This is a genomic window from Wolinella succinogenes DSM 1740 (assembly GCF_000196135.1).
GTDB classification, from domain to species: Bacteria; Campylobacterota; Campylobacteria; order Campylobacterales; family Helicobacteraceae; genus Wolinella; species Wolinella succinogenes.
This window is the reverse complement of record NC_005090.1, coordinates 754,381-778,754: the sequence shown is the minus strand read 5'-3', so window position 1 is coordinate 778,754 and position 24,374 is coordinate 754,381. Positions and strand designations below refer to the sequence as shown.

Below are 24,374 nucleotides of genomic sequence, written 5' to 3'. Positions count from 1 at the left end.
TTATTTAACTTTTTTAGGCTTTGGAATCACCGTCATGTTGACATAGCGACCCTCTGGCTTGGGTTCTTTATCCATAATGGCGATATCTTCGACCAGCTCCCAAACACGCTTTAGCACTTCAACGCCACTTTGGGGCTCGCTCATCTCTCGACCCTTCAAAAAGACGCGGAATCGAACATGTTTGTCCTCTTCAAGGAACTCTTTGGCGTGCTTGACTTTGTAGTTGACATCATTTTGAGCGATCTTCACCGAGAGCTTGATCTCTTTAATCTCGATCTGCTTCTGTTTTTTCTTGGCCTCTTTCTGCTTCTTCTCTTGCTGATAACGGAATTTACCGTAATCCATAATCTTGCAGACAGGAGGCTTCGCCTCAGGGGCGATCAACACGAGATCCAGCCCAAGGTCTTGGGCGATTTTCAACGCCTCGCTAGAGGAGACCACCCCATATTGTGTTCCCTCATCCCCTAAACATCTGACCTCAGGAAATCTAATCTCCTCATTGAGGAGTGTCGTGTCGTTGTTTTTACTCAAAAGTTAACCTCACTCATTTTCTCCTTCGCTAATTGGATGAACTCAGCCTCGCCAAGCTCATATTGGCGCTTCTCGCGCCTATCTCTAATTGCCACTTTTTTCTCATTCACCTCGCGCTCACCCAAGACAACAATCATGGGAACGCGTTGCTTCTCTACAGTACGAATCTTTTTGTTGAGCGTCTCGTTCTTATCGTGAATCTCCGCATAAACCCCGACCTTTTGCAGCTCAAGTCGAAGGTGTTTGGCGTACTCTAACTGCTCTTCGCCAATGGGCACGATCGCCACAGGCGTGGGCGCGATGAAGAAAGGAAACTCCCCGCCAAAATGCTCTGTAAGTATAGCCACAAATCGCTCAAAAGAACCCAAAATAGCTCGATGGATCATCACAGGGCGCTGAGGAGTGTTGTTCTCATCCGTATAGGCAAGCTCAAACCTCTCAGGCAAGTTCATATCAATCTGCACTGTTCCACACTGCCACTTTCGGCCAATCGCATCGGTGATTTTGATATCAATCTTAGGACCGTAGAATGCCCCGCCTCCCTCGTCGATTCCATATTGGAGCCCTTGAGCCTCTAGTGCCTCCTTGAGCGCTTGAGTCCCTTTCTCCCAGATGGCTTCATCGCCAATGGATTTCTCAGGGCGCGTGGAGATCTCCATCTCATAGTTAAAGCCAAAAGCGCTCATGATCTTATCAACAAAGTGGACAATATCCACCACTTCATCTTTGATCTGCTCAGGTCGGCAGAAAATATGGGCATCATCCTGAGTGAACTCTCTCACGCGCAAAAGCCCATGAAGCACGCCACTCTTCTCATGACGATGCACCACGCCATACTCATAGAATCGCAAGGGAAGCTCGCGATAGCTCCTCACGCCACTCCCATAGACCTTGATGTGGCCGACACAGTTCATCGGCTTGATGCCATACTCCACCTCGTCAATCTTGGTGAAATACATATTTTCTTTGTAATTCTGATAATGTCCGCTGATCTTCCAAAGGTCGCTCTTAAGAATCTCAGGCCCTCGGACGGGCTCATAATTGCGTCTAATATGCGCCTCAGTCAGCATCGCCTCAAGTCGCCTTCGGAGTCTCGCGCCCGCAGGAAGCCAAATGGGAAGTCCTGCACCCACATCCTCATCAAAGATGAAAAGCCCCATCTCTGTTCCCACTTTTCGGTGGTCGCGCTTTTTGGCCTCTTCCATTTGATGGAGATAGGCGTTGAGCGATTCTTTATCGGCAAAGGCGATTCCATAGATTCGCGTGAGCATCTCTGATTTCTCATCTCCGCCCAAATAGGCCCCTGCAAGCTTGGTGAGCTTGAAAGCATGGAGTAGCTTGGTGCTAGGGAGGTGAGGACCTCGGCAAAGATCCTCAAATTCCCCTTGACGATAGATGGAGAGATCTCCCTCGGGAATTCTAGAGATCACCGCCTGCTTGAGGTCATCCTTGGCAAACTTGGCGATCGCCTCTTCTCTAGAGAGAGTGTAGCGCTCAATATCTGAGCCATTCTTGGCGATCTCTTTCATCTTTTTTTCAATAATCGCCAAATCCTCTTCGCCGATTTTACTCTCCACTCTAAAATCATAATAGAAGCCCTCTTGCACGACAGGTCCTACAAAAAACTGAGCCTCTGGATAGAGCGATTTGATGGCTTGGGCAAGAAGGTGAGCGCAGGAGTGGCGGATAATATGAAGAGAATCAGGGGAATTATCGAACAGAATCTCTTCCCCCTCTATTCCCAAAAGCTGGGCAGTTTGGAGATCGTAGATCTCGTTTTGATATTTAATTCCTATAGGTTTCACGATTTCATTTTACCTTGGTGTCTATTTTCGGGTGTCTATTTCAAAAAATTGGTTTAGATTTTTTAACTGTTGTTGCAAAGAACCTGAAGAAAATGGTGGCCACGAGAGGACTCGAACCTCCGACCACTACCATGTCAAGGTAGTGCTCTACCAACTGAGCTACGCGACCAAAAAGGAAGTGAAATTTTAGCCAAAATTGTTTTATTTCTGCTTAAAAAATGTCTGCCAGAGGAAGAGCGCCACGGCAACATCGATCATCACATCCGCGAAGTTAAAGATCGCAAACTCAAAACCATAATGCCAATAGACATAATCCACCACTCCCCCGTGGATAAAGCGATCCAAGATATTGGAAAATCCTGCCGCTAACAGAATCGACAAGGGCAGATAGTGTGCTACAAAAAAGCTCCGATCATAGGCCAAAAAGAGGAGGATTCCTCCCAGCATTCCCAGCTGAATATATTTGAGCCACCCCTCCAAAAAGGCGAACATGGAGAATGCCACCCCTTTATTAAAGGCAAGCGTGATGGAGAGCGCCTCGCTCTCCCATCGAAATCCCCCTAAAATCAGCGCTTTAATGGCCTGATCAATGGCAAAAACTAGAACAAAAAGCCCCAAGGAGCGAAAAAGTGCGATTCTCATCCGCCAAGTGTTGCTTTAAAAAACTCTACGCATCGCTCCATCCACTTCTCTAGCGCTCGACCATCTTTACCCTCTAGCAAGATTCGAAGCTTGTTCTCTGTGCCTGAATAGCGGATGAGTTGCCTGAATCCTTGCGATTCGATCTCGCTCATGAGCGCCTCAAATCCCTCAATCTCTTTGAGCTCTTTTTTCTGCTTGATAGGGAGATTCACCAACTTTTGAGGATAGAGATCGAAAATATTGAGTGCCCTAGATGCCCTCTCTCCGCTTCGAAGCACAAAGGCCATCGTCTGAAGAGCAGAGACCAGCCCATCGCCCGTCTTGGCAAAATCACTAAAGATCAGATGTCCACTCTGCTCTCCACCAAAATTCGCCCCCTCTTTTTGCATCATCTCCAAGACGTACTTATCACCCACTCCCGCGCGCAAGAGCTTGATTTTGGCCTTGGCCAAAAACTCTTCAAGGGCGAGATTGCTCATCACGGTGGCCACCGCCAAGGGTTTCTCTAGTGTGTGAGAATTTTTAAGATGCATGGCAAGCGCCCCAATGAGCTTATCCCCGTCCACCACTTCGCCGCGTTCATCGACCACCACAAGCCTATCAGCATCTCCATCAAGCGCGAAGCCAATATCCGCTCGCACTCGCTTCACCTCTTCAGAGAGCATCAAGGGCTGAGTTGCACCGCAAGATTCGTTGATGTTGTGCCCATTGGGAGCGTCATTGATCACAAAAACCTCCGCCCCCAGCTCACTAAAGATGGTCGGAGCGACCTTGTAGGCTGCACCATTGGCCGTGTCAAGAACCATGCGCACTCCATGCAAAGAGAGCTCTTTGGGGAAGGAATTTTTGATGTGAACGATGTATCGTCCCACGACATCATCGATTCGTTTAGAGGCGCCAATCTCTTTGCCGCTCTTTTGACTCGCCTCAAGCAGTGCCTCATCCGCATAGATGGCTTCAATCTCGCGCTCCGCCTCTTCATCGAGTTTAAAACCAAAGCGATTGAAAAATTTGATTCCGTTGTCATCAAAGGGATTGTGGCTGGCGCTGATCATGATTCCTGCATCACACCTCATATCTTCTGTGAGGTAAGCAATCGCCGGTGTGGGCATCGGACCGATCTGAATCACATTGTATCCTACCGCTGTGAGACCGCTTACTAGGGCATTTTCAATCATATAGCCACTTCGTCTCGTGTCTTTGCCCACCAAAATTTTGTTGGTTTTTGACTGTTTTCTGAAGTAGATTCCCGCTGCTAAACCGAGCTTCATCGCCGAGAACGCGGTGAGCTTCTCACCCGCTTTTCCTCTCACGCCATCCGTGCCAAAGAGCTTCATGCGCACTACCTTACCTTTATCTCTGTTTAATGAAAATTAAAGTAGAATTCTGCCCTAAAAATATTTACAAAAGGATTAACACCGATATGGCTAATCATAAATCAGCTGAAAAAAGAATCCGCCAAACATTGAAAAGAACTGAGAGAAATCGATATTATAGAACTCGAATCAAAAACATCACCAAGGCCGTCAAAGAAGCCGTAGCCAGCAATGATGCCACTAAAGCAGAAGAGGCTCTAAAAGTCGCCAACAAAGATCTTCATAAATTCGTTAGCAAGGGTATTCTTCCTAAAAACACGGCGGCACGAAAAGTGAGCCGACTTCACGCTTCCGTGAAAAAACTCTCCGCCCAGATCGCTTAATAAGCTTCTGGGTCGCCCCGCGCGTTTCCCTCTCCTTAAATCCCAAAATAAAGTTTTTTGCTATGCTGATTTCTAAACTCACGCCTTTTATTGAGCGCTTTGAGGAGATCACCCGCCTGCTTGGCACCATGGAAGTGATATCTGACATTAAGCGTATGACCGAGCTTAGCAAGGAGCAGAGCGCTCTGGAAGCTCTTGTTTTAAAAGCCAAAGAGTATCTTCAAACCCACCGCTCTATCCAAGAGAATCGAGCCCTTTTTGAGGATAAAGAGCTAGGCGATCTCGCCAAAGAAGAGAATAAGCTTCTCGAAGAATCCCTCGAATCCCTCGAATCCGAAATCAAACTCCTCCTTATTCCCAAAGACCCCAATGATGATAAGAACATCTATCTGGAGATTCGTGCGGGCACGGGGGGCGATGAGGCGGGAATCTTTGTAGGTGATCTCTTTAAATCCTATTGTCGCTATGCCGACCTTAAAGGATGGAAAGTCGAAATCATCAGCTCAAGCGAGAACAGCGTGGGAGGCTACAAAGAGGTGATTGCCCTCATCAAGGGAAATGGAGTCTACTCCAGGCTCAAATACGAAGGGGGAACTCACCGCGTCCAGCGAGTCCCTGAAACCGAATCCCAAGGGAGAATCCACACCTCCGCCATCACGGTAGCGATCATGCCCGAGGTGGATGATGTCGAGGTCAATATCAATCCAAACGACCTCAAAATCGATGTTTTTCGCTCAGGCGGTCATGGGGGTCAATCGGTCAACACCACCGATAGCGCCGTTCGAATCACCCACCTTCCCACGGGAATTAGCGTCTCCATGCAAGATGAAAAATCCCAGCACAAAAACAAAGATAAGGCACTCAAAATCCTCAAAGCCCGTCTCTATGAGGCCGAACTAGAGGCCAAATTAAGCGAAAACTCCGCAGCTAGAAAGCTTCAAGTAGGAAGCGGCGATCGGAGCGAGAGGATTCGCACCTACAACTATCCCCAAAATCGCCTCACCGATCATCGCATCGGTCTCACGCTCTACAGTCTAGAGGAGATCATGCTAAGTGGCAACTTCGACCAAGTGGTCGATCCCATTGTCGCCCACTATCAAGCCGAAATGATGAAAGAATCAGAGGATTAATCCACCGATTCTTTTCCCCTTAGATGAATATAGAGGTGCAAAACATCCAAAGAGGCGGGAGTGATTCCGCTAATCTCTGAGGCGGCAAAGAGCGTGGGGGGATTGAAGCGCTTGAGCTTCTCAATCACCTCTAGGCTGAGCCCTGGCACGGTATCAAAGATAAATCCTTCAGGAATCTTCACCTTTAGCATCTCCTGCATTGAGCCAACTGACTCTTGCTGTTTTTGGATGTAGGAGGCGTATTTGGCCTCAATAAGCACCTGACCTAACGCTCTCTCACTCATCTCTTCAAACAGAGGAGAGATTTTTCGCAATTTTGCCTCATCAAAGCTTTTTCGCCCTGCGATGGCCAACCAAGTGGTCTTATCATTAATCTTCTCCTCGCCCATTTCCTCTAAAAATGCGAGTGTCTCTTTGCTTGGCGTTGCCGAACTCTCCCGCAAATGAACAAGCCCTCCATGAATGCTTTGCTCATCTTTTTGGAGGGCTAGAAGTGCCTCCTCCTCCACCAAGCCAAATCGTGCTCCATGGCGCAAAAGTCGAAACTCAGCGTTATCCTCGCGCAAAAGAAGTCGATACTCCGCCCTAGAGGTGAACATTCGATAGGGCTCTTTGGTACCCTTGGTGACAAGATCATCAATAAGCACCCCCAAATAGGCCTCATCACGGCGCAATACAAAAGGCTCTTCACCCTTGACGCTAAGTGCGGCATTGATTCCAGCGGCTAATCCTTGGGCACCCGCCTCCTCATATCCCGTGGTGCCATTGATCTGTCCTGCGAGGTAGAGATTCTTAATCTTCTTGGTCTCTAGTGTGTGTTTGAGCTCCACAGGGTTGACATAATCATACTCGATGGCATAGCCATATCGAACGATTCGTGCGTTCTGCAGCCCCGCCATCGAGCGAATCATTGCCTCCTGAACATCAAAAGGCATAGAGGTGGTGAGGCCATTGAGATAATACTCGGTCGCCTCCAGCGTTTGAGGCTCCACAAATATCTGATGACGCTCCCGCTCTTTGAAGCGATTCACCTTATCTTCGATACTAGGACAGTAGCGAGGCCCGATTCCCTCAATCTGACCCGTAAACATCGGGGCACGATGAAAATTAGAGCGGATGATCTCGTGGGTCTTTTCATTGGTATAGGTGACATAGCAGGGGAGCTGAGTGGGAGCAAACTCCTCTTTTTTAGTGCTAAAGCTAAAAGGGGGCGGAGGAAGATCGCCTGGGTGCTGCTCCATCACCGAAAAATCAATGCTCTCTGAGGCGATTCTAGCGCAGGTACCTGTTTTGAGTCGTCCCACCTCTAACCCCAAGGAACGCAACGATTCGGAAAGCTTGATCGAAGAGGGCTCGCCCACGCGCCCATTGGAAGAGGTTCTATTCCCAATATGCACCAAGCCATTCAAAAAAGTTCCTGTCGTCATGATCACCTTGGCGCTTCGATACTCGCGCCCAATCTGCGTGCGCACTCCTAAAACCGCCCCCTCTTCAACGATGAGCTCTTCGACCATCTCTTGGGCAACCGTGAGATTAGGGGTGGTGAGGCAGAGATTGCGCATCATGATGCGATAGCGATCCATATCGATCTGCGCACGCGTCCCTCTCACTGCGGGTCCTTTAGAGGCATTGAGCGTGCGAAACTGCAATCCGCAAAGATCAGTCACCTTGCCCATCACGCCCCCTAGAGCGTCAATCTCTTTGACCAAATGCCCCTTGGCCAGCCCGCCAATGGCGGGGTTACAACTAGCCGCTCCAATCTGCTCGACTAGAATCGTGAGCAAAAGCGTCTTGCAACCCATGCGCGCCGAAGCGTGTGCCGCTTCGATTCCTGCGTGTCCACCGCCTACGACAATCACATCAAAATCTCTCATATTTTCAAACTTTCTGCGTAATTTTGGGCGAATTATATCACGGAACCCAGCCCTCTAATGGCTTTGCCTCGCTATAATTCCCCTCCAAACATTTAACCTTTCAGGATCGCTCTCATGCTCGCTCGCACCCACCTCGCTTTTGCCTTAGGTATTGCCACTCTGCCTCTTTACGCTCTCTCCTTGGTGGATAAAGCGACGTTGCAAGGAGTTGAGGTCTCACTCTATCTTAGTGGAGTTGCCCTTGGATCCCTTTTGCCTGATATTGATGAGCCAAACTCCACCCTAGGTCGCCAATTACCCCTCCTCTCCTCCCTCTTCCATCGCCTTTTTGGGCATCGAGGGGCAACCCACTCTTTTCTCTTTCCCTTTGGAGTGGCTCTCCCAGGATGGGGAATAGCAAGCTCTCAGGGGATTGCCCTAGAGGCGGTGATTGGCTTGTGGCTTGGGGTGTGGCTCCACCTCATAGGCGATATGCTCACCAAAAGTGGGATTCCTCTTTGGCTTCCTTGGAGTGAGCGCCCTATCGCTCTTTTGCCCCTGTCCTATCGCTTTAAAACAGGGGGAATCATCGATCTAGCTCTAGGGGGAATCTTTGGCGCACTTTTTGCCTATCTTGGATTAAACCTTTGGGGTAGCTCCCTATCGATAACCCGCTTTTTATAAACCTCACACTATAATAGTCCATCTCAAACCTCCAAAGGGAAAGCATGCTAGATAGACTCAAAAGCATCGAACCAGCGCGCCTCTACACCGCAGGAATCCTCATCGCCATCATCTTATTGGTGGTCTTTATCAATAGTTACTTCGTCATGTGGGCTTTCTTTGGCATCTGCTATCTTTTAGCCTTTTATGAAGCCTCCAAGCTTTATGGAAGCCAAAGTATCGGGATCTACGCCGCTGCCATCTTCATTTGGGCGCTCTCAGCCATCTATCCTGCCCCTTTGGAGACACTCTTTTTGGTGCTCGTGATTCTCGCCTCTTATCAAGCCTTCACCAAAAAAGGCTCATGGAACGATCTAATGCCCCTGCTCTATCCCACCGTGCCTTTCCTCTTTCTCTTGGCGCTCTATAAGGATTATGGCATCGGAGCGATTGTCTGGCTCATCTTTGTGGTCGCCCTCACCGATACTGCCGCCTTTTTTGGGGGCAAGATGTTTGGCACTCGACGCTTTAGTGAAACTTCACCCAATAAGACCCAAGAGGGAGTCTTTATTGGAGTGGCGGTTGCAACGCTCATAGGCACGCTTGCGGGGCTCTCTACGGTGAGCTTTGAGAAAGCCTTTGCCATCACTGTCCTCACCAGCCTTGCCTCCGTTTTTGGTGACCTCTATGAGAGTTACCTCAAGCGCGAAGCGGGAGTGAAAGATAGCGGACGCCTCTTCCCTGGGCATGGAGGAATCCTTGATCGCGCCGATGGATTCATGTTTGGCGGAATTATCATGCTCGTTTGCCTTAGAGGATTGGCGGGTTGATTCTTCTTGGCTCCACAGGTTCGATTGGCCAAAATGCCCTCTCCCTTGCCCGCGACTTTCGTCTCCCTGTAGAGGTTTTAGTCGCAGGTCACAATCTCTCCCTGCTCAATGCCCAAATCGCTGAATTTCAGCCCAAGATCATCGTCATTGCCGATTCCTCTAGGGCAAGTGAGCTCTCCTTGCCCAAAGATTCGAAGCTCCTCTTTGGCGAGGAGGGAATCATCGAATCGCTCCACCTCGCCCAATCCTCTTTCGTGCTCAACGCTCTTGTGGGATTCCTTGGACTTCGCCCCACCCTAGAGAGCCTTCGCCTTGGAAAAACCCTCGCGCTCGCCAATAAAGAATCGCTAGTGGCGGGGGGCTCTTTTGTGGATGCCTCAAAGATCATCCCCGTGGATAGCGAACACTTCAGCCTCTGGTTTTTAAAGAGCGACAAACCCTTTTCTCGCCTCTTCATCACCGCAAGCGGGGGAGCTTTTCGCGATACTCCTTTAGAGGAGATTCCCCTCCAAAAAGCCCAAGCCGCCCTCCGCCATCCCAACTGGAGCATGGGGCGCAAAATCACCGTGGATAGCGCCACGATGGTCAACAAACTCTTTGAGATTCTCGAAGCTAGATGGCTCTTTAACACCAAGAGCGTGGACGCCCTAATTGAGAGAAACTCTCTCGTCCATGCACTCATTGGTTACCCTGATGGAAGCTTTAGCGCCCACATCGCTCAAGCGGATATGCGACTACCCCTTGCCTATGCCATGCTTGGCAAGCTTGATCAGCCTCTTGGCCCTCCGCTAGAGTTAGAGCGCCTCGCCGCCCTCTCCTTTGAGCCTATCAATCCCTCGCGCTACCCCTTGTGGAATCTCAAAGAGAAGCTTTTGACGCATCCATGGCTTGGAATCACGCTCAATGCAGCCAACGAAGTGGCGGTGGAGAAATTCTTAGAGGGGAAGATTCTCTTTGGAGAGATTCCTCGTTACATAGAGCGCTCTTTGGAGCGATTTTCGATGATTCCTGCCTCTATCGAGGAGCTATTTGCTCTTGATTCTGAGGTTCGGCAATTCGCGCATAAGCTTTGAGCCCCTCCTCCTCTCTTCTCTCTTTATTTAACTCCATCCTAGCGCGTACCTCTAGCATCGTGGCCGTGGAAGCCACCTGATAATCTTGCGGACTAGGGTCGCTAGGGGCAAGCGCAGCCGCTCTAATCTGACGCGCCTTGGCGAGATTTTCACTAGGGTCTTCGCCCATGGAGGTGTCAATAGGCACCTCTCCTGCTACGGCGTACATCTTTCCATCGGGACCCGCGGTGTAAGAGAAAGAAGCCCCGCCCTTCACCACCCCGCCTCCAGAAGCGATATGGGCGCTCTCATGAGCCCTCACCTGAGAATCGATCCTAGAGAGCTCTTGCACCTGCTCCTTTTGCGCTTGCTCTTCCCCCTTCTCCCCCAAGGAGCCCTCTGCTCTCTCCTCTTTGTCATTAGAGGAGAATACTGGCTTTGAGAGAGCGACATAAGAGGCGATAGATTGCACACCATTAATAAGCACGATCACGCCTCCCTCTTTTGGATTGTCCAATCCTTTCAGATTTGCCTATTTTTCTTCTAGATTGTAAGCCCTCTTTCTTTGGTTTGGCTTTAAAGCGAGCGCGATATTGACATTCACCGCCCCTTTTGACTAAAATTCGCCTTGCAAGAGTGATTGAAACTTAAAGCTTTAAACAATCCAAGAACTCTCACCATGCTTCTAGCTTAATTAACTCTCCAACGCGAGAACATTTTCCGAATCACTACATCCGAGGATCCATCATGAACGACTGCAACGGACAGAACAAATCCGCCAAAGAATCTACCCCTGCGACCCCCTCCAACGGTCAATATCCCAACAAATCTCGAACCCATATCCCTGTTGAAGGCTATAAGATTGAGGACTTGCGCGCCAAGCCTTTGAACAAGATCATGGAGATTGCCGAGACGCTAGGCGTAGAGAATCCCCAAGAGTATAAGCGCCAAGATCTTCTTTTTGAGATTCTCAAATCTCAAGTCAATAAAGGCGGCTTCATCCTCTTCACGGGCATCTTGGAGATCACGGGTGAGGGGTATGGATTCTTACGAGCGATGGATGAAAACTTCTCGGATAGCCAAAACGATGCTTATGTTTCCAACACTCAAATCCGCAAGTTTGCCCTAAGAAACGGGGATATTGTCACAGGTCAGGTACGCCCCCCTAAAGATCAGGAGCGCTACTATGCGCTTCTTAAGATTGAGGCGATCAACTATCAATCCTCTGAAGAGATGAAGAATCGCCCCCTCTTTGACAACCTCACCCCCCTATTCCCCACCGACCAGCTCAAGCTCGAATACGCTAGTTCAAAAGTCACAGGACGGATGCTTGACCTCTTCTCACCCATCGGCAAGGGCCAGCGTGCACTCATCGTAGCCCCTCCTCGAAGCGGTAAAACAGAGCTCATGAAAGAGCTCGCCCACGGGATCGCCAAGAATCACCCCGAAGTGGAGCTGATCGTACTCCTAGTCGATGAGCGCCCCGAAGAGGTGACGGATATGGAGCGTTGCGTCAAAGGCGAGGTCTATAGCTCCACCTTCGATATGCCCGCACACAACCATATCCGCGTGGCTGAGCTCGTGATCGAAAAGGCGAAGCGAAGCGTGGAGATGGGACGCGATGTGGTGATTCTGCTCGATTCGATCACCCGACTTGCGCGTGCCTACAACACCGCCACCCCCAGTAGCGGAAAAGTTCTAAGCGGGGGCGTGGACGCCAACGCCCTCCATAAGCCTAAGCGATTCTTCGGAGCGGCGAGAAATATTGAGCAGGGAGGAAGCCTCACCATCATCGCCACCGCGCTCATTGAGACGGGCTCTAGAATGGATGAGGTGATTTTTGAAGAGTTCAAAGGAACGGGCAACTCTGAAATCGTCCTAGCACGTCATATCGCCGAACGAAGAATCTATCCTGCAATGGATATCCTCAAATCAGGCACTCGAAAAGAGGAGCTGCTCCTTGGACAGGATAAGCTCATCAAGGTTTGGGCGCTCCGCAATGTGATGCAACAGATGAACAACGAAGTGGAAGCACTCACCTTCCTCTACTCCAAGATGCAAAAGACCAAAGACAACGAAGAGTTTCTTAGCATCATGAACGAAGGCTAAGATGCGTGTCGGGGTTTTTGATAGCGGTATTGGGGGCTTAAGCGTCGTTAAAAGCCTTCTTGATTCTCACGCTTTTGAAGAGATCATCTACTTTGGTGACACAGCACGCGTCCCTTATGGAGTGAAGGATTCAGAGACGATTATCCGCTACTCTTTGGAGGCTCTTGCCTTTTTGCGCGAGTTTGACATCGATATGCTCATTGTCGCTTGCAATACCGCCAGCGCTCACGCCCTAGAAGCATTACGCCAAGCGGCGGATGTGGATGTGATTGGGGTGATTGAGCCAGGCGTGCTGGCGTTAGAGAATCGGCTTCCCGATAAAAATTCCCCTATTCTTGTCATTGGCACCAAAGCCACCACCGCGAGCGGTCAATACCCGGCCCTTCTAAAGGAGCACGGCTACACCCACATCCAGTCGCTTGCCACAGGACTTCTCGTCCCGCTCGTAGAAGAGGGAATCTTCCATGGATCTCTTTTAGAGAGCGCCCTAGAGCATTACTTTTCCTCTTTGGCCGTAAAACCCAAAGCGATCATCCTTGGCTGCACCCACTTTCCCCTCATCGCCAAAGCCATCTCGGCCTATTTTAATCACGAACCGCTTCTTATTCACTCAGGCGAAGCCATCATGCAGCACCTCAAAGAGCGCTATGAATTGGACTATTTTCCCCAAACTCACATCCAATATTTTGCGAGCGAAAACCCTCTCGCCCTAGAAAAGGTTGCCAAAGAGTGGCTCACGCACCCTTAGGAACACCTCTTCAACCTTCTTTTCAAGGAGTCTTTTCATGTTTCAAAAAATTCTCTTTTGGCTTCTTTTTGGGATCACTTTCTTGATGGCCGAACGCATTGACATCACGCCCAGCGAGCTTGAAGCACTCCAAAATCAAGGTGTACGGGTGGTGGATATTCGCACAGAGCCTGAGTGGCAACAAACAGGCGTGATTCCTCAAAGCGAAAGGCTCACCTTTTTTGACGCCAGAGGCAATTATGACGCGCTAGGTTTTCTCAAAAGGCTAGAGCAGAGGGGAATCACACCCCAAACCCCCCTCATTCTTGTCTGTCGTAGCGGAAATCGCACCCTCTCGGTGGCTAACTACCTCTCTTCGCAAGGCTTTGAGAAGGTTTACAACCTTAAAAACGGAATCATCGAGTGGATCAAGCTTTCTAAGCCACTGGAAAAACCCGCCCCCTAAGGGGTTGTGGGCACCACTTTGCCCTCCAAAAATAGCTTCAGGCGTATCACGCTCTGGTGCCCCCAAAGCTCACGAATCACCTCTCCTTTAACCGAATCAATAATATAGTAGCTTGGAAATATTGGGGTTTTTAGCCCACTAGGAGCCTCTTTGGGCTCTAGCCTTAGAAAATGATAGGAGTGAAGTGTGGCTTGAAGAGCAGGATGGGGAAGAATTTCGCGCTCGCTTTGGCGACAGCGCATGGTCTCTTTGGGGCAGACGACCAACAAAAGGGGTTTTGATTCTTTTCTAGCCCCCAAAAGCGCCTCTTCATAAGAGCTCGCCTCAAGCTCAAGAAGCATAACACCCAAAAGAAGCACCCCTTGGATAAGCCTCTTCATCTCTAGATTAAAGAGTCACCCTCTAGTGGTTTAGGAGTGGCTTTGCCAAAAAAGTATCCTTGGGAATAGTCAATCCCTAGTGCCAGCACTCGCTCTTGAACTCCTTGGGAGTGGACATACTCAGCGATAGACTTTGCACCGATACTTTTGCAAAACTTTGCGATAGAATCGACAATTTTGTAACTTCGATCATCGGTCTCCATGTTTTTGACGAAACTTCCATCGATTTTGATATAGTCCACCTCCATATCGATCAATCGTCCAAAGTTAGAGTTTTCAAATCCAAAGTCATCAATGGCGATTTTAAATCCCTCCTGATGGAGGTATCGCATATGTTCTAGGCTTTTATTGTTGCGTCCAAAGGTGATATCCTCTAAGATTTCAATCACGATTCGAGAGGGATCGATTCCGTAGCGCTCACATCGATTAAGCAGATAGCGGATAATTTTCGCGTCTCGAATATCCTCCTCCGCGATGTTGATAGAGAGCTCCATGTCATTGTTTTGGAAGAGCGTGAGGCTTTTGTTGATGATCGCAAAAGTGACATTGCTCATGAGTCCAATTTGGCGCGCCGACTGCAAAAAGATGGCAGGGGGCACCACCACCTCATGGTCAATGAGGCGTGCGAGGCACTCATATTTTTCGATCTTTCCCGTGGCGTTATTGATGATGGGCTGGTAGTAAGGAACGATTCGATCTTCTTCTAGTGCATGACGCACCCCTCGCATCCATCGTAAATTCTCCCGCTGAAAGAATCGAAACTCCTCATCATCTTCTGCCAGCACAACATGTTTGCGCCCGCTCTCCTTGGCTTTTCTGAGGGCAGCGTAGGCCTTAGAGAGGAGCGTCTCTCCTCTTCCTTTGGCCACCCCAACGCTAAAACTCACATCCACCTCTTGCTTTTTGACATAAATTTTGCGATCCAAAATCAAAACATTAAGAATCGTTGCAAAATCTTCTGCCCTAAAGGTGTTCTCATCCTCCATCAAAATGGCATACTTCTCTTCAGAGATGGAGAATATCTCGCTTCCATCGGGCTTATAGTGCTCCAAAAAGTCCCCCACCTCTTGCAAAATCGCATCAATAAAGGCCAGCGAGAAGACTGTATGATAGTTATCCAAATGATCCACTTCAATGAGCATCATGACCCGATCGTCCTCTTTGGCGATGGCCTGAATGAGGCGGCTCTTCTCCTTGGCGTGGTCGGCGGAACGAAAAAAGGTCTTAGCAATCAAGGAGAGCGCTTGGCGCACTCTAAAGGGGTCGGGAATCTCATGGAAAAATCCTTCGATTCCCGCTTGGGCAATCTCGCTGAGCATGGAAGGAAAAGGATGAGGGGAGAGAAAGAGAAAGCGTGTGAGAGAGGACCTTTGACGCACCCCTCTAAGGAAAGGAAGGAGTGATTCGCCCGATTCGCCTTCAATCACCACCACCTCAAAGGCACTCTCCTCGCACCACTCTAGGGCTTTTTCAAAACTATCTGTCACCACAAGCAAGGGGAAATCGACTTGCAAAGGAATGGTCAAGGAAGAGCTAGAGAATTGAACAAACAAGATACGCAGGTTTTCCACGCTTTCTCTCCCTCTTTGGATATTTTTTAGAAAGGCTCTCTAGCTCACTCAATAGCTTGATTGTAGAGATTTTTTTTCAGCTCCTGCGCCCTTTGAAGAATCTTTTGCCGCTGCTCCTCCTCCTCAGAGGCTCCCCCTTTAATCGAGCTAAGGGGCAACTCTAGAGGTTTATTAGAGGCCGAAGAAGGGTCGATTCCTTGGGGCATCTTAACGAATACATCTTCATAGTTTTTTCCGCCCTTGCGGAATCGAACATAGACCTCGCCTGTTTTTTGATTGTAGATATAGGTGTCATCCACATCGCTAAACATCACCCAAGGATTCGCCCAAAGGGCTACGGTTCCCAAAAGCAATCCTCCAAAGAATCGAGGAATCACTCCCTCACCTCTTTGAGCTTTGAAAATTGTCGCTGAAGCTCTAAGATTTTATCCTTTTTTTCATAAAAACTGTTGCGATTAGCGACCATATAAGCGCTTGATTCCATGATCACCTCATCAATTTTGAGATGATTTTGCTTCATGGTTGTTCCAGTCTCGACAATATCTACAATGGCATCGGCTAGTCCCACCAAGGGTGCGAGCTCGATAGAACCATAGAGCTTGATAAGATCCACGGCTAAAGCTTGCTTGGCAAAGTGCTTTTTCGCGATATTGGTCATCTTGGTGGCGATTTTGATTTGAGGCTTGGAGTAGTCGATTTCACTCCCCATCGGAGAGCCGATCACCACCTTGCAACGCCCAATCCCCAAATCCAAAAGTCGAATGAGATCGCTCTCCTGCTCCTCCAAGACATCCAATCCCACAATTCCAATATCAGCGGCTTGATGGAGCACATAGGTGGGAACATCTTGATTTCTCACCAAGAGGAATTTGAACTCTCCCCGCTCCAGAATAAGTTTTCGATCCTCAAAAACAAATCGCTCACCAAAAATCTTCTCAAAACGATCCAGTGTCTCTTCAGCGATTCTCCCTTTGGGCAGTGCAACCGTGATCATCTCTTCCCCTCCTTCATCTCTTCTAGCGTCTTTAGCATTCCTTTAAAGACAATCGAGTTGTCATGAATGGCGTTTTCAAAAAAACGAGCGAGATACTTCCCATCCCCTCCTGTAAAGAAGAGTCGCTTGTTTTTGCAGCTATTCTGGATCATCATCACGATCGCCTTAATCGCCCCATAGCTTAGCGCATCTCGCGTATTTTGAGGAAGCGCAGAGAGCTCGACAGAGAGGTTGAGTTCCTTTTCTAGTGCGGGCGAAATGCTCTTTAGCATGGAGCTAAAAGAGGCGATTCCTGGCATGATAAAGCCTCCTAGATGGACTTGGTTTTGCATCACATCCACCGTGATGGCGCTCCCCGCATCCACGACTACGCCATCTTCGATTCCCTTACAGGCAGCCATTCGATCCACTCCAAGCCCCTTATAGGCGGTGTCAAGCACCATATGAGGCGCCAGATCAATGGCATGAGGATACACCTCCAAAAGACGGCGCGCAGAGGGGGGATTGACGCTGATGTAGTAGACCTCTTGGACTTCCATTCCTGCCTTTAGGCGACGGGGAAGCTCCTTCCACACCTTCCCCTCTTGGTAAAAATGCAGATAGGTGTTCCCAATGTCACATAAGAGCAAGGCGATTCCTCTATTTGCTCAGCTCGAAATAGCGATCATCAAAATAGATACGATTCTCTTTGGCAAAAACGGGTCGGTCGATCTCGCTGGGAATCTCATAGACATTGGAATCAAGAAGATCTACATCCACGGCAATAAAATAGCCTTGAGTCTCAACGGCATAGATATATTTTCCGTGCAATGCGCCGCTAAAATGGGCAAAAGGGAATTTCTTGGTGCGCATGACGTTGAGGTCTTGATCAGCCAAAATAATCTGCCCCTCTGTCGTTAGAAGGTAGATTCGATCCCGCACAAAGATCACATCTCGAATATTGGCACTGTAGGTATTGATCACTTCAGGGCTAACAGAGATGATACGCTTGGGCGTAGCGGCCACTAGGCGATTGTTAAGAACATCAAGAAAAATGACATTGTTAAAGTAGGGATCACTATTGACCACGATATTTCGGATGGATTTGTAGCTCTCTTTGTCCACCACCACGAGCTTTCCATCAAGCGTAGGATAGAGCACTAAGTCTTTGAGGAAAAAGGGGGCGGCGACTAGCGCATTCACCGCAACAGCGCTCTCTCCTTTTTGAGAAAAGAGATTCTTTTGGCTGGGAAGATGATGGAGCAAAAGGGTGTTATCCGAGAGGACGAGCGCGAGCATGTCCCCTTCCATTTGCGCCGAGAGAGGCCTGAAGTCAAATTGAAGCTTTTTGGGCTCTCCACCGCTCTTTGGAAAGAGACCCAAAGCACCTGCCTCATCCACGGCAAGATAGTATCGTTCGCTATCGTTCAAGAAGGTATACCCTTTGGGGAGCTTAAACTCCTGAACCCCTTCTTTAGTGATAAACTGCCCATTTTGAAGCATTGCTCCCTCTCGATTAGCCGAGACAATAGGGCTTGGCAAGCGGCCGTCAAATTTGACCACGCCTGTGACTTTTTCAGGTTCAAAATATTTCTTTGAACCGCACCCGCCAAACAACAATACCGCGATCAATGCACCCGCATACAAGCCCCATCTTCTCATCTTGCTCCACCCTTTGCCGTAAAATGTTCTAAAAACTTCGCCACTCCCTTAATTGGAGAATCGACAGAGATCTTATCTAGTGCCACCTTTGCCTCTTCGATCTTGCCCTCTTGCATCAAAAGATAGGCACGTCCCATAAGGGCGAGATCACCAAAAAGAACTCCCTCTTTTTGCGTGTAAGCCTCTAGCTTTTGAGAATCTTTTGAGAGAGAGGCGATCTGATAACTTGCCAAAGAGGCGATGATCCCATTTTTGGAGCCTTGGAGTGCGCCAAGAGCCTCTGTGTCGCTCTTTTGGCTGGCTTCATGAAACAAAAAGAGCTCATAAAGCTCCGAACCGCTCTTTTGGAGCTCTTGAGCCAAGGCCGCATCTGTAGGATTTTTCAAGAGCCGCTCATAGAGTGCGCTGGCCTTTTGAGCCTGATGCTCTTTATACCAACCATATCCTTCTAGCCCCACCCAGAGAGCAACTAGGAGCGCTAGGGCGGAGAGAAGGAGGGTTTTATAGCGGCGGAACCACCCCTCGAAGCGAATCAACCCCTCTAGCATCTTCTCCTCTTGCCCGATCTCCTCTTTGATGTAAGACACATTCTCTTTTAGGCTCATATCTTTCCTTGGCTAGTTGTTAAATTTAAGATTTTCCCGTACTCCCAAATCCACCGGCTCCTCGCGCGGTTTCATCGAGACTCTCCACTTCGCAAAGCTCGGCTATGCTCAGCCTGCTCACCACTCCTTGAGCGATTCGATCTCCCGCTTGGATGGAGAAGCTCTCAGCGCCTAAGTTGATCAAAATCACTTTGATCTCTCCTCGATAGTCGCTATCCACAGTTCCGGGGGTATTAAGCACGGTGATTCCGTGCTTAAGCGCCAAGCCGCTTCGAGGACGGATCTGAAGCTCATACCCCTCCTCTAACGCAAGCGCCAATCCTGTGCTCACCAAAGCTCGACCCAAGGGAGGAATTTCTAAAGATTCGACACAGCAGAGGTCAAATCCTGCCGCTCCAGCGCTCTGATAAGCGGGAATTACCGCGTTTGGATGGAGTTTTAAAAGGCGGATTTTCATCTTTTTGAGCTCACTCAAACGAAATCTCCTTGTAATAGACTTCAAGCACCTCGTAATCAATCTCGCCATTAGGAAGCTTGGCATTGATCTCATCACCCGGAACTTTGCCAATGAGCTGCCTCGCAAGAGGTGAATAAAAAGAGATAAATCCTCGATCAGGATTGCTCTCAGGCGCGCCCACGATGGTGTATTCATAGACGAATTCGGTGTCTAAATCCATCACCTTAAAAGTCGATCCAAAGCTAATCTTCTCATGCGTGATAGTTGCAGGATCGACCACTTGAGTTCTTGAGAGAATCTCACTTAGCTCATTGATTCTCGCTTCAATAAAAAGCTGGCGCTCCTTGGCGGCGTGATACTCAGCGTTTTCCTTGAGATCGCCATGCCCTCTAGCGATATCGATCTCTTTGACGATTTGAGGGCGCTCCACCTCTTTGAGCTCTTTGAGCTCCCTTTGAAGCTTTTCATATCCATAAATCGTCATCGGTTCTTTCTGCATTCTCTCTCCTAAAATCTTCACGCTCATTTCGCGCTCAAAACCGATATACTACTTTATCCGTCGTTAAAAATCACTTTAGAATCAATCTCAAGAATCCTTTGAGCCACTCGGAGCGAACTCCCCTTTCTCAAATAACCCCTCAAAGCTTTGGCGCGTTCAACAAAGTGCTCTTTATCGCACCTCCAATAAGCCTCCAAAAGCGCCTCCACATTCACCCCCTCCTGTAATAACTCTTCATGCAAAGGCTCTTCTCCTCGCCTTGTCTCAAAGATATTGGCCAATCCAATATGCTCGATCTTGACGAGATTCTTGGCGATGAAATAATCCAAAGGGCGCGCCTTGTAGGCAAGCACCAATGGAATCCCAAGGAGAGCGGCCTCAAGCGTGGCTGTGCCACTACAGATGAAAGCAAAACTCGATTCTAAAAGGGTTTTGGGTGCATCATAAGAGAGCTCAAAGCCCTCCAAATCCCCATAAATCTCCTCCAAAGAAGCCCCCTCATAGATCGAGGGAATCACCAGCGTTTTGGGCGCTTCTATCCTCCTGGCAACCTCCCTAAAGACAGGAAAGAGCCTCCCAATTTCCCCTTTGCGACTCCCTGGCATGAAGGCGATTCGCTCCTCTTTGGGCAAAGAAGTGCGAATAGGAGGCAAAAGATCGAGCAAGGGGTGCCCCACATACTCCGCTTTGCTTTGGTAGCAAGCGGTCTCAAAAGGGAGAATTGCCGCCAAAAAATCGCACGATTCCTCAATCGCTTTGGCTCGCCAAGGCTTCCACGCCCATACCTGAGGCAAAATATAGTAAATGATCTCTTTAGAGGGAAATGCTTTTTTGATCGCTTTGGCTAGGGGAATGTTAAACGATGAGGAATCCATCAATAGAATCTTGTCCGCCTCACTCGCTAAATGGGCCATCTCTTTTTTGGCTCTCCAGAAAAAACCGAGCCTCTCTATCACATCCAAAAAACCCATCACCGAGAATTGATCAGGCGTATAAAGGGGTGGCTTGGTGCTTAGCTTAGAATCAAAGATTCCCATGAGCTCCACCTTTCCCTCTAGATGCTTCATTAAGGAGGCGAGATGGAGATTGGAGGAGGGCTCAAGGGCGCTCACCAGAAGCTTCATGAAGAGGGGGTCTCCTCTGGCTCTTGGGGCTCATTGAGTAGATCGCGTAGTTCCACTTTGAGCTTGGCATTTTCAAGCTCAAGGTCCAAAACCCTCTCCTTTAGCCCCTTCTCGCCAGATAGCTCCTCTAGCTCACGAAAAAGTCGCGCCACATAGGCCTCAGGATAGTAGTCTCTAGCGGGTTTAGCCTTGATGATCTTACCCCCCTTGCCAATCACCTCCACGCTATGAAGATGCATCGCTTCAATCGAGGGAAGCGCCTCTTCAATAAGCCTCTCTTCCCGCTCTTGCAATGCCTCTTGAGCCTGCTTGATCTCCTCTTGAATCTCAATTGCTCGAAGAGCGAGGGCATCCACCGTCTCTTGGATGATTTTGCGATCCTCTTTGAGGCGAGCTAGCTCCTCTTGCCATTTGCGCCGCTCCTCCTCAAAAATTTCAAAGATTCTCCAGCTCTCTTTGATTCCCTCCTCTTCTCTCAAAAAGCGCTCAAAAATCTCCCTATCCCTCATCTTCAGCCTCCATCTCTAGGCTTTGCAGGTGCATCTCCTTGCCTCCAACAAGCTCTGGATTGGGGGCTTTGCATACCTCACAAGAACCAAAATCGATTCCCTTGGGTAAAAACTCCGCCCCGCAAGAGCGACAACGAAACTTCATCGGCTTGGTCTCAATCACCAGCTCGCTCTCCGCGCAAACCGAATCGAGCTTGAAAACCTCAAAGGCACTCTCCAAAAGCTGAGGCTCCACCCCGCTTCGTTCACCCAAGGCCACCACCACTTTGGTCACCTTTTTGGCTTTATTGGACTTCGCGTGATTCTCGCATAGCTCAAGAAGTGCCGTAACGATGGAGTATTCGTGCATTCTCTTCTCCTTTAGCAGATACGAGGAAGTAGCTCGCCGCTGGGATAATCTAGATAGCGTCTCGTGCCCCACTCACTCTTCATCACCACTCGCCCGGGGTGATTCTCCACCACTTCACCAATAAGGCTTGCCTCCAGACCTAGCGGATGGGCTTTGAGCATCTCTAGCGCCCTAGAGGCACTCTCTTTAGGGAGGGCAATCACGCACATCCCCTCATTGGCCAAATTGCAAGCTTCAAAGCCAAGAATCTCGCAGATTCCTTTCACTTCGGTTTTAAAAGGAAGCGTCTCTTCGGATATTTCAATTCCCTTCCCCACGCTTTGGCTCCACTCATTCAACACGGCTGCCAATCCGCCCCGTGTCGCATCTCGCATGGTCTTGATTCCTAAATTGGCCGCCAAGAGAGGCTCCAACATCTCCCAAAGTTGGGCGCAGTCGCTCTCTAGGGGGCTCTTTAGTCCCATCTCTTCACGACTAGCATAGATCACCGCCCCGTGCGTCCCGATAGCGCCACTCACCAAAATTGCATCCCCTGCCTCCAGATGATGGCAAGAGAGCGGATGCTTCACCTCTCCTAGGGCGGTGGTGGTGATAAAGATCTGATCCACGCCCCCCTTGGGGATCACCTTGGTGTCACCTGAGATCATTTTCATTCCGCTTTTTTGAAGTTCTTTTCCCATGGAAGCGACGATTTTTCGTAGCTTCTCCACCTCAAAGCCCTCTTCAATCATGAAAGAGCAGGTGATATAGGAGGGCTTAGCCCCCATCATCGCCACATCATTGGCGCTCCCACAAATCGCGAGCTTGCCAATATCTCCTCCGGGGAAAAAGAGCGGGGTGACCGTGAATCCATCCGTACTCACGGCAATTTTACCGCCTGTTTCAATCACACCCGCGTCTTCGCCAAGCGCTAAAATCTCATTCCCTAGCTCTTTGAAAAATATCTCGCTAATGAGGTGGTGCGATTCTACACCCCCACTTCCATGCGCTAAAAGCACTCTCTCCATTGGCATTTCATCCTTCTTGGCTCTTTAAATTTGAGGGCACCTCTGCCTTCGATTTTATAATTTTGGAGCTTTGATTTGACCCAAAGGCTCACACTCGCGCAAAAGCGCACTTAAAAACTGCCCTTTTTGCTTCATCCAAAAGGCATAATCACAAACCAGCACGATTCGCCCCTTGGCTCGACTCACCGCCACATTGAGCGCATGAAGCGCAGCGGGATTCTTGGAGTTGGTCAAGTGGTAGTGAAGCGTGACCGGAGAGAGAATCACCGTCTCAAACTCCTGCCCCTGACTCCCGTGGATCGTCATTACTCGCTCCTTGCCCCTCAACTCGGGGTGGTGCTCCAAAATCGCTTTTTTTTGAAGCACAAAAGGAGTAATGATTCCAAAGTCGGCCTCGCTCCTTAAGAGCTCCCCGACCAACCCCCTCATGGCTTTGGCCTCCATAGGACTAGAATAACCTTTGGAATCGACCCTTTCACCTGCTCCGCTGTCGATGTAATAAAGCTCCGTTTTTTTCTCGAGCCCTGTGAGTCCCATTTGATAGATGTGCTCATCTAAAAGGCGCGTAAGATTCTCTCCATAGCGATGAGAACGGCTCAAGCAGACCATTTGGGTGGTCACAAGGGGGGGCAAAAGAAGCGGATCGGAAACCTCAAAAATCGCCTCTCCTTGCCTCATGTAGGATTCTAGGTGGAGGGCGGAGTAGTGCCACGCTTTGAGAGTTCGATTCTCTCCTCTCATTTCGCGCTCTGGTGCCTCACAGACAGGTGGAAGCTGCTTATGATCCCCTAGCATGGTTAGGGGCGCTTGAGCAGCGCAGAGAGTGATAGCTTTGATAAGCGGTGTGAAGGCCGCTTCATCCAAAAAGAGGTGCTTCTTTCCACTCAAGGGAAGGGTCTCGAAGCGCTTAATAAAGTTATCCACCGTCATAGCTAGCACCAACGCCTCTTCCATGCGCTCTTTTGGACTCTTTTTATGTGACCCAAAATCAAAAAGAGTCGCCTCTTTATCGCGCACGCTCAAAGGGTCACACACCTCAGGATAAAGCTCCAAAAATCGTGCAGAAGGCGTGCCTAGACGGAGTACATTGGCGCGCTCCATGCCCAGCTCATCAAATTGAGGCAAAAGCGCTAAAAGCGCTTGCTCTAAGGCATTGTTCGTGGGGGCTAGAAGAATCGCCCTCACCCCCTGCCCTAGCGTCCAAAGAAGCGATTCAAAAAGCACTCCACGAGTCTTCCCTGTGCCAGGAGCTCCCCAAACATAGCTCAAAGGATGGGCAAAAATCGTCTCTACCGCTTTTTGCTGCTCGCCTGATAAACGCTCAATAGGAGGAGGAATCAAGAGGGGCGAGGGGCGAGGAAGAATCAGCTCCTCTTCGTGATTGAGATAGAATCGCTCGACATTTTTCACTAAAAATTTCAGATCACTAAAGAGCCTAAGCCCTTGCGCTCTTTGGAGGTGAGCGGCTAGCCCTGGGGAGCATTCAAGACTGAGGAGTCCTCTCTTTTCATCAAAACTCTCCGCCACCAGCTCCTCTTCACCGATTCTCCACTCCTCTTCCAAAGCGCGCAGTAGCAGATTTTCAGTGCTTAGCACCTTGGATTTGACCTCTAAAATCACCCCTGCTGGGGAGGGCACGACTCTAAGCAGGGGAATCTCCTCTAGCCCGCGCCCATTCTGCTCCAAAAAATCATAATAACGCCGCGATGAATCAATGAGCGTCCAAGCCAA

Annotated in this window: 28 protein-coding genes and 1 tRNA gene; 8 read left to right on the top strand and 21 right to left on the bottom strand. The window is 49.3% G+C overall.

All coding sequences use genetic code 11. The features are described from left to right. The 5 genes from infC to glmM all read right to left on the bottom strand — a co-directional run bounded on the left by infC (position 1) and on the right by glmM (position 4,315). Positions 1 to 531 (bottom strand): translation initiation factor IF-3, encoded by a 531-nt coding sequence (infC, locus tag WS_RS03950; protein ID WP_011138731.1) that lies wholly within the window; start codon positions 529 to 531, stop codon positions 1 to 3. Beyond that, positions 528 to 2,321, bottom strand: a complete 1,794-nt coding sequence (thrS, locus tag WS_RS03945) for a threonine--tRNA ligase (protein ID WP_232013738.1) — start codon at positions 2,319 to 2,321, stop codon at positions 528 to 530. The genes infC and thrS overlap by 4 nt, the downstream gene beginning before the upstream one ends. A 108-nt stretch (positions 2,322 to 2,429) precedes the next feature. Beyond that, positions 2,430 to 2,505, bottom strand: a tRNA-Val gene (locus tag WS_RS03940). Positions 2,506 to 2,537: 32 nt separating this feature from the next. Continuing rightward, positions 2,538 to 2,978, bottom strand: a complete 441-nt coding sequence (gene lspA / locus WS_RS03935; RefSeq protein ID WP_011138729.1) for a signal peptidase II — start codon at positions 2,976 to 2,978, stop codon at positions 2,538 to 2,540. Continuing rightward, complete coding sequence (gene glmM, locus WS_RS03930) at positions 2,975 to 4,315, bottom strand: phosphoglucosamine mutase (protein ID WP_011138728.1); 1,341 nt, start codon at positions 4,313 to 4,315, stop codon at positions 2,975 to 2,977. The genes lspA and glmM overlap by 4 nt, the downstream gene beginning before the upstream one ends. A gap of 86 nt (positions 4,316 to 4,401) precedes the next feature. Between glmM and rpsT the strand changes: the two genes are divergently transcribed. Together rpsT and prfA are read left to right on the top strand one after the other, a co-directional pair. Then, complete coding sequence (gene rpsT / locus WS_RS03925) at positions 4,402 to 4,677, top strand: 30S ribosomal protein S20 (protein ID WP_011138727.1); 276 nt, start codon at positions 4,402 to 4,404, stop codon at positions 4,675 to 4,677. A 62-nt stretch (positions 4,678 to 4,739) separates the two neighbouring features. Then, positions 4,740 to 5,807, top strand: coding sequence for a peptide chain release factor 1 (gene prfA, locus WS_RS03920; RefSeq protein WP_011138726.1), 1,068 nt, complete (start codon positions 4,740 to 4,742; stop codon positions 5,805 to 5,807). On the opposite strand, the gene mnmG is transcribed toward prfA, so the two are convergent. Then, positions 5,804 to 7,681, bottom strand: coding sequence for a tRNA uridine-5-carboxymethylaminomethyl(34) synthesis enzyme MnmG (gene mnmG, locus WS_RS03915; RefSeq protein ID WP_011138725.1), 1,878 nt, complete (start codon positions 7,679 to 7,681; stop codon positions 5,804 to 5,806). The genes prfA and mnmG overlap by 4 nt on opposite strands. A gap of 114 nt (positions 7,682 to 7,795) precedes the next feature. Here mnmG and WS_RS03910 point away from each other — a divergent pair, with 114 nt between their 5' ends. From WS_RS03910 to dxr, 3 genes are read left to right on the top strand one after another with little or no spacing between them, the layout of a single operon-like run. Continuing rightward, positions 7,796 to 8,344, top strand: a complete 549-nt coding sequence (locus tag WS_RS03910; protein WP_011138724.1) for a metal-dependent hydrolase — start codon at positions 7,796 to 7,798, stop codon at positions 8,342 to 8,344. Between the two features lie 44 nt (positions 8,345 to 8,388). After that, on the top strand, positions 8,389 to 9,153 hold the full coding sequence (locus tag WS_RS03905) for a phosphatidate cytidylyltransferase (protein ID WP_011138723.1): 765 nt from the start codon (positions 8,389 to 8,391) through the stop codon (positions 9,151 to 9,153). Further along, positions 9,150 to 10,226 (top strand): 1-deoxy-D-xylulose-5-phosphate reductoisomerase, encoded by a 1,077-nt coding sequence (dxr, locus tag WS_RS03900; RefSeq protein ID WP_011138722.1) that lies wholly within the window; start codon positions 9,150 to 9,152, stop codon positions 10,224 to 10,226. Before WS_RS03905 ends, dxr begins: the two co-directional genes overlap by 4 nt. Here the strand turns inward: dxr and WS_RS03895 are convergent. Next, positions 10,168 to 10,698, bottom strand: coding sequence for a putative metalloprotease CJM1_0395 family protein (locus tag WS_RS03895; protein WP_011138721.1), 531 nt, complete (start codon positions 10,696 to 10,698; stop codon positions 10,168 to 10,170). The two genes, dxr and WS_RS03895, sit on opposite strands and share 59 nt — an antisense overlap. 254 nt (positions 10,699 to 10,952) lie before the next feature. Between WS_RS03895 and rho the strand changes: the two genes are divergently transcribed. Genes rho through WS_RS03880 form a run of 3 tightly spaced genes read left to right on the top strand, consistent with a single transcriptional unit; the run spans position 10,953 to position 13,507 of the window. Continuing rightward, the gene (gene rho / locus WS_RS03890) at positions 10,953 to 12,314 is read left to right on the top strand and encodes a transcription termination factor Rho (RefSeq protein ID WP_011138720.1); all 1,362 of its coding nucleotides are present in this window, start codon (positions 10,953 to 10,955) and stop codon (positions 12,312 to 12,314) included. A 1-nt stretch (position 12,315) separates the two neighbouring features. Then, complete coding sequence (murI, locus tag WS_RS03885; protein ID WP_011138719.1) at positions 12,316 to 13,062, top strand: glutamate racemase; 747 nt, start codon at positions 12,316 to 12,318, stop codon at positions 13,060 to 13,062. A gap of 37 nt (positions 13,063 to 13,099) precedes the next feature. Further along, positions 13,100 to 13,507 carry a rhodanese-like domain-containing protein gene (locus WS_RS03880; protein ID WP_041571736.1) on the top strand — a complete coding sequence of 136 codons (408 nt, stop codon included), beginning with the start codon at positions 13,100 to 13,102 and terminating at the stop codon, positions 13,505 to 13,507. Here the strand turns inward: WS_RS03880 and WS_RS03875 are convergent. Genes WS_RS03875 through WS_RS03810 form a run of 14 tightly spaced genes read right to left on the bottom strand, consistent with a single transcriptional unit; the run spans position 13,504 to position 24,374 of the window. Beyond that, the gene (locus tag WS_RS03875) at positions 13,504 to 13,857 is read right to left on the bottom strand and encodes a thioredoxin domain-containing protein (RefSeq protein ID WP_129545363.1); all 354 of its coding nucleotides are present in this window, start codon (positions 13,855 to 13,857) and stop codon (positions 13,504 to 13,506) included. The two genes, WS_RS03880 and WS_RS03875, sit on opposite strands and share 4 nt — an antisense overlap. 32 nt (positions 13,858 to 13,889) lie before the next feature. Further along, positions 13,890 to 15,458, bottom strand: a complete 1,569-nt coding sequence (locus tag WS_RS03870) for an EAL domain-containing protein (RefSeq protein ID WP_011138716.1) — start codon at positions 15,456 to 15,458, stop codon at positions 13,890 to 13,892. A 44-nt stretch (positions 15,459 to 15,502) separates the two neighbouring features. After that, the gene (locus WS_RS03865) at positions 15,503 to 15,835 is read right to left on the bottom strand and encodes a hypothetical protein (protein ID WP_011138715.1); all 333 of its coding nucleotides are present in this window, start codon (positions 15,833 to 15,835) and stop codon (positions 15,503 to 15,505) included. Beyond that, positions 15,832 to 16,452 (bottom strand): ATP phosphoribosyltransferase, encoded by a 621-nt coding sequence (hisG, locus tag WS_RS03860; RefSeq protein ID WP_011138714.1) that lies wholly within the window; start codon positions 16,450 to 16,452, stop codon positions 15,832 to 15,834. The genes WS_RS03865 and hisG overlap by 4 nt, the downstream gene beginning before the upstream one ends. Next, positions 16,449 to 17,081 (bottom strand): type III pantothenate kinase, encoded by a 633-nt coding sequence (locus WS_RS03855; protein ID WP_011138713.1) that lies wholly within the window; start codon positions 17,079 to 17,081, stop codon positions 16,449 to 16,451. Before WS_RS03855 ends, hisG begins: the two co-directional genes overlap by 4 nt. Before the next feature lie 10 nt (positions 17,082 to 17,091). Continuing rightward, on the bottom strand, positions 17,092 to 18,093 hold the full coding sequence (locus tag WS_RS03850) for a hypothetical protein (protein ID WP_011138712.1): 1,002 nt from the start codon (positions 18,091 to 18,093) through the stop codon (positions 17,092 to 17,094). Continuing rightward, positions 18,090 to 18,698, bottom strand: a complete 609-nt coding sequence (locus WS_RS03845; RefSeq protein ID WP_011138711.1) for a tetratricopeptide repeat protein — start codon at positions 18,696 to 18,698, stop codon at positions 18,090 to 18,092. The genes WS_RS03850 and WS_RS03845 overlap by 4 nt, the downstream gene beginning before the upstream one ends. Positions 18,699 to 18,723: 25 nt before the next feature. Then, positions 18,724 to 19,155: a dUTP diphosphatase gene (gene dut, locus WS_RS03840; RefSeq protein ID WP_041572044.1), complete on the bottom strand. Its 432-nt coding sequence runs from the start codon at positions 19,153 to 19,155 to the stop codon at positions 18,724 to 18,726. 10 nt (positions 19,156 to 19,165) lie between these two features. Further along, entirely contained in the window at positions 19,166 to 19,654 is a 489-nt protein-coding gene (gene greA, locus WS_RS03835; protein ID WP_011138709.1) for a transcription elongation factor GreA, read from the bottom strand. 53 nt (positions 19,655 to 19,707) lie between these two features. Further along, entirely contained in the window at positions 19,708 to 20,778 is a 1,071-nt protein-coding gene (gene lpxB, locus WS_RS03830) for a lipid-A-disaccharide synthase (protein ID WP_011138708.1), read from the bottom strand. Beyond that, on the bottom strand, positions 20,775 to 21,287 hold the full coding sequence (locus WS_RS03825) for a nucleoporin Nup88 family protein (protein ID WP_011138707.1): 513 nt from the start codon (positions 21,285 to 21,287) through the stop codon (positions 20,775 to 20,777). Before WS_RS03825 ends, lpxB begins: the two co-directional genes overlap by 4 nt. Further along, on the bottom strand, positions 21,277 to 21,636 hold the full coding sequence (hypA, locus tag WS_RS03820; protein ID WP_011138706.1) for a hydrogenase/urease nickel incorporation protein HypA: 360 nt from the start codon (positions 21,634 to 21,636) through the stop codon (positions 21,277 to 21,279). The genes WS_RS03825 and hypA overlap by 11 nt, the downstream gene beginning before the upstream one ends. Positions 21,637 to 21,647: 11 nt before the next feature. Next, positions 21,648 to 22,649 (bottom strand): hydrogenase expression/formation protein HypE, encoded by a 1,002-nt coding sequence (gene hypE, locus WS_RS03815; protein WP_011138705.1) that lies wholly within the window; start codon positions 22,647 to 22,649, stop codon positions 21,648 to 21,650. A gap of 48 nt (positions 22,650 to 22,697) precedes the next feature. After that, positions 22,698 to 24,374 carry an AAA domain-containing protein gene (locus WS_RS03810; RefSeq protein WP_011138704.1) on the bottom strand — a complete coding sequence of 559 codons (1,677 nt, stop codon included), beginning with the start codon at positions 24,372 to 24,374 and terminating at the stop codon, positions 22,698 to 22,700.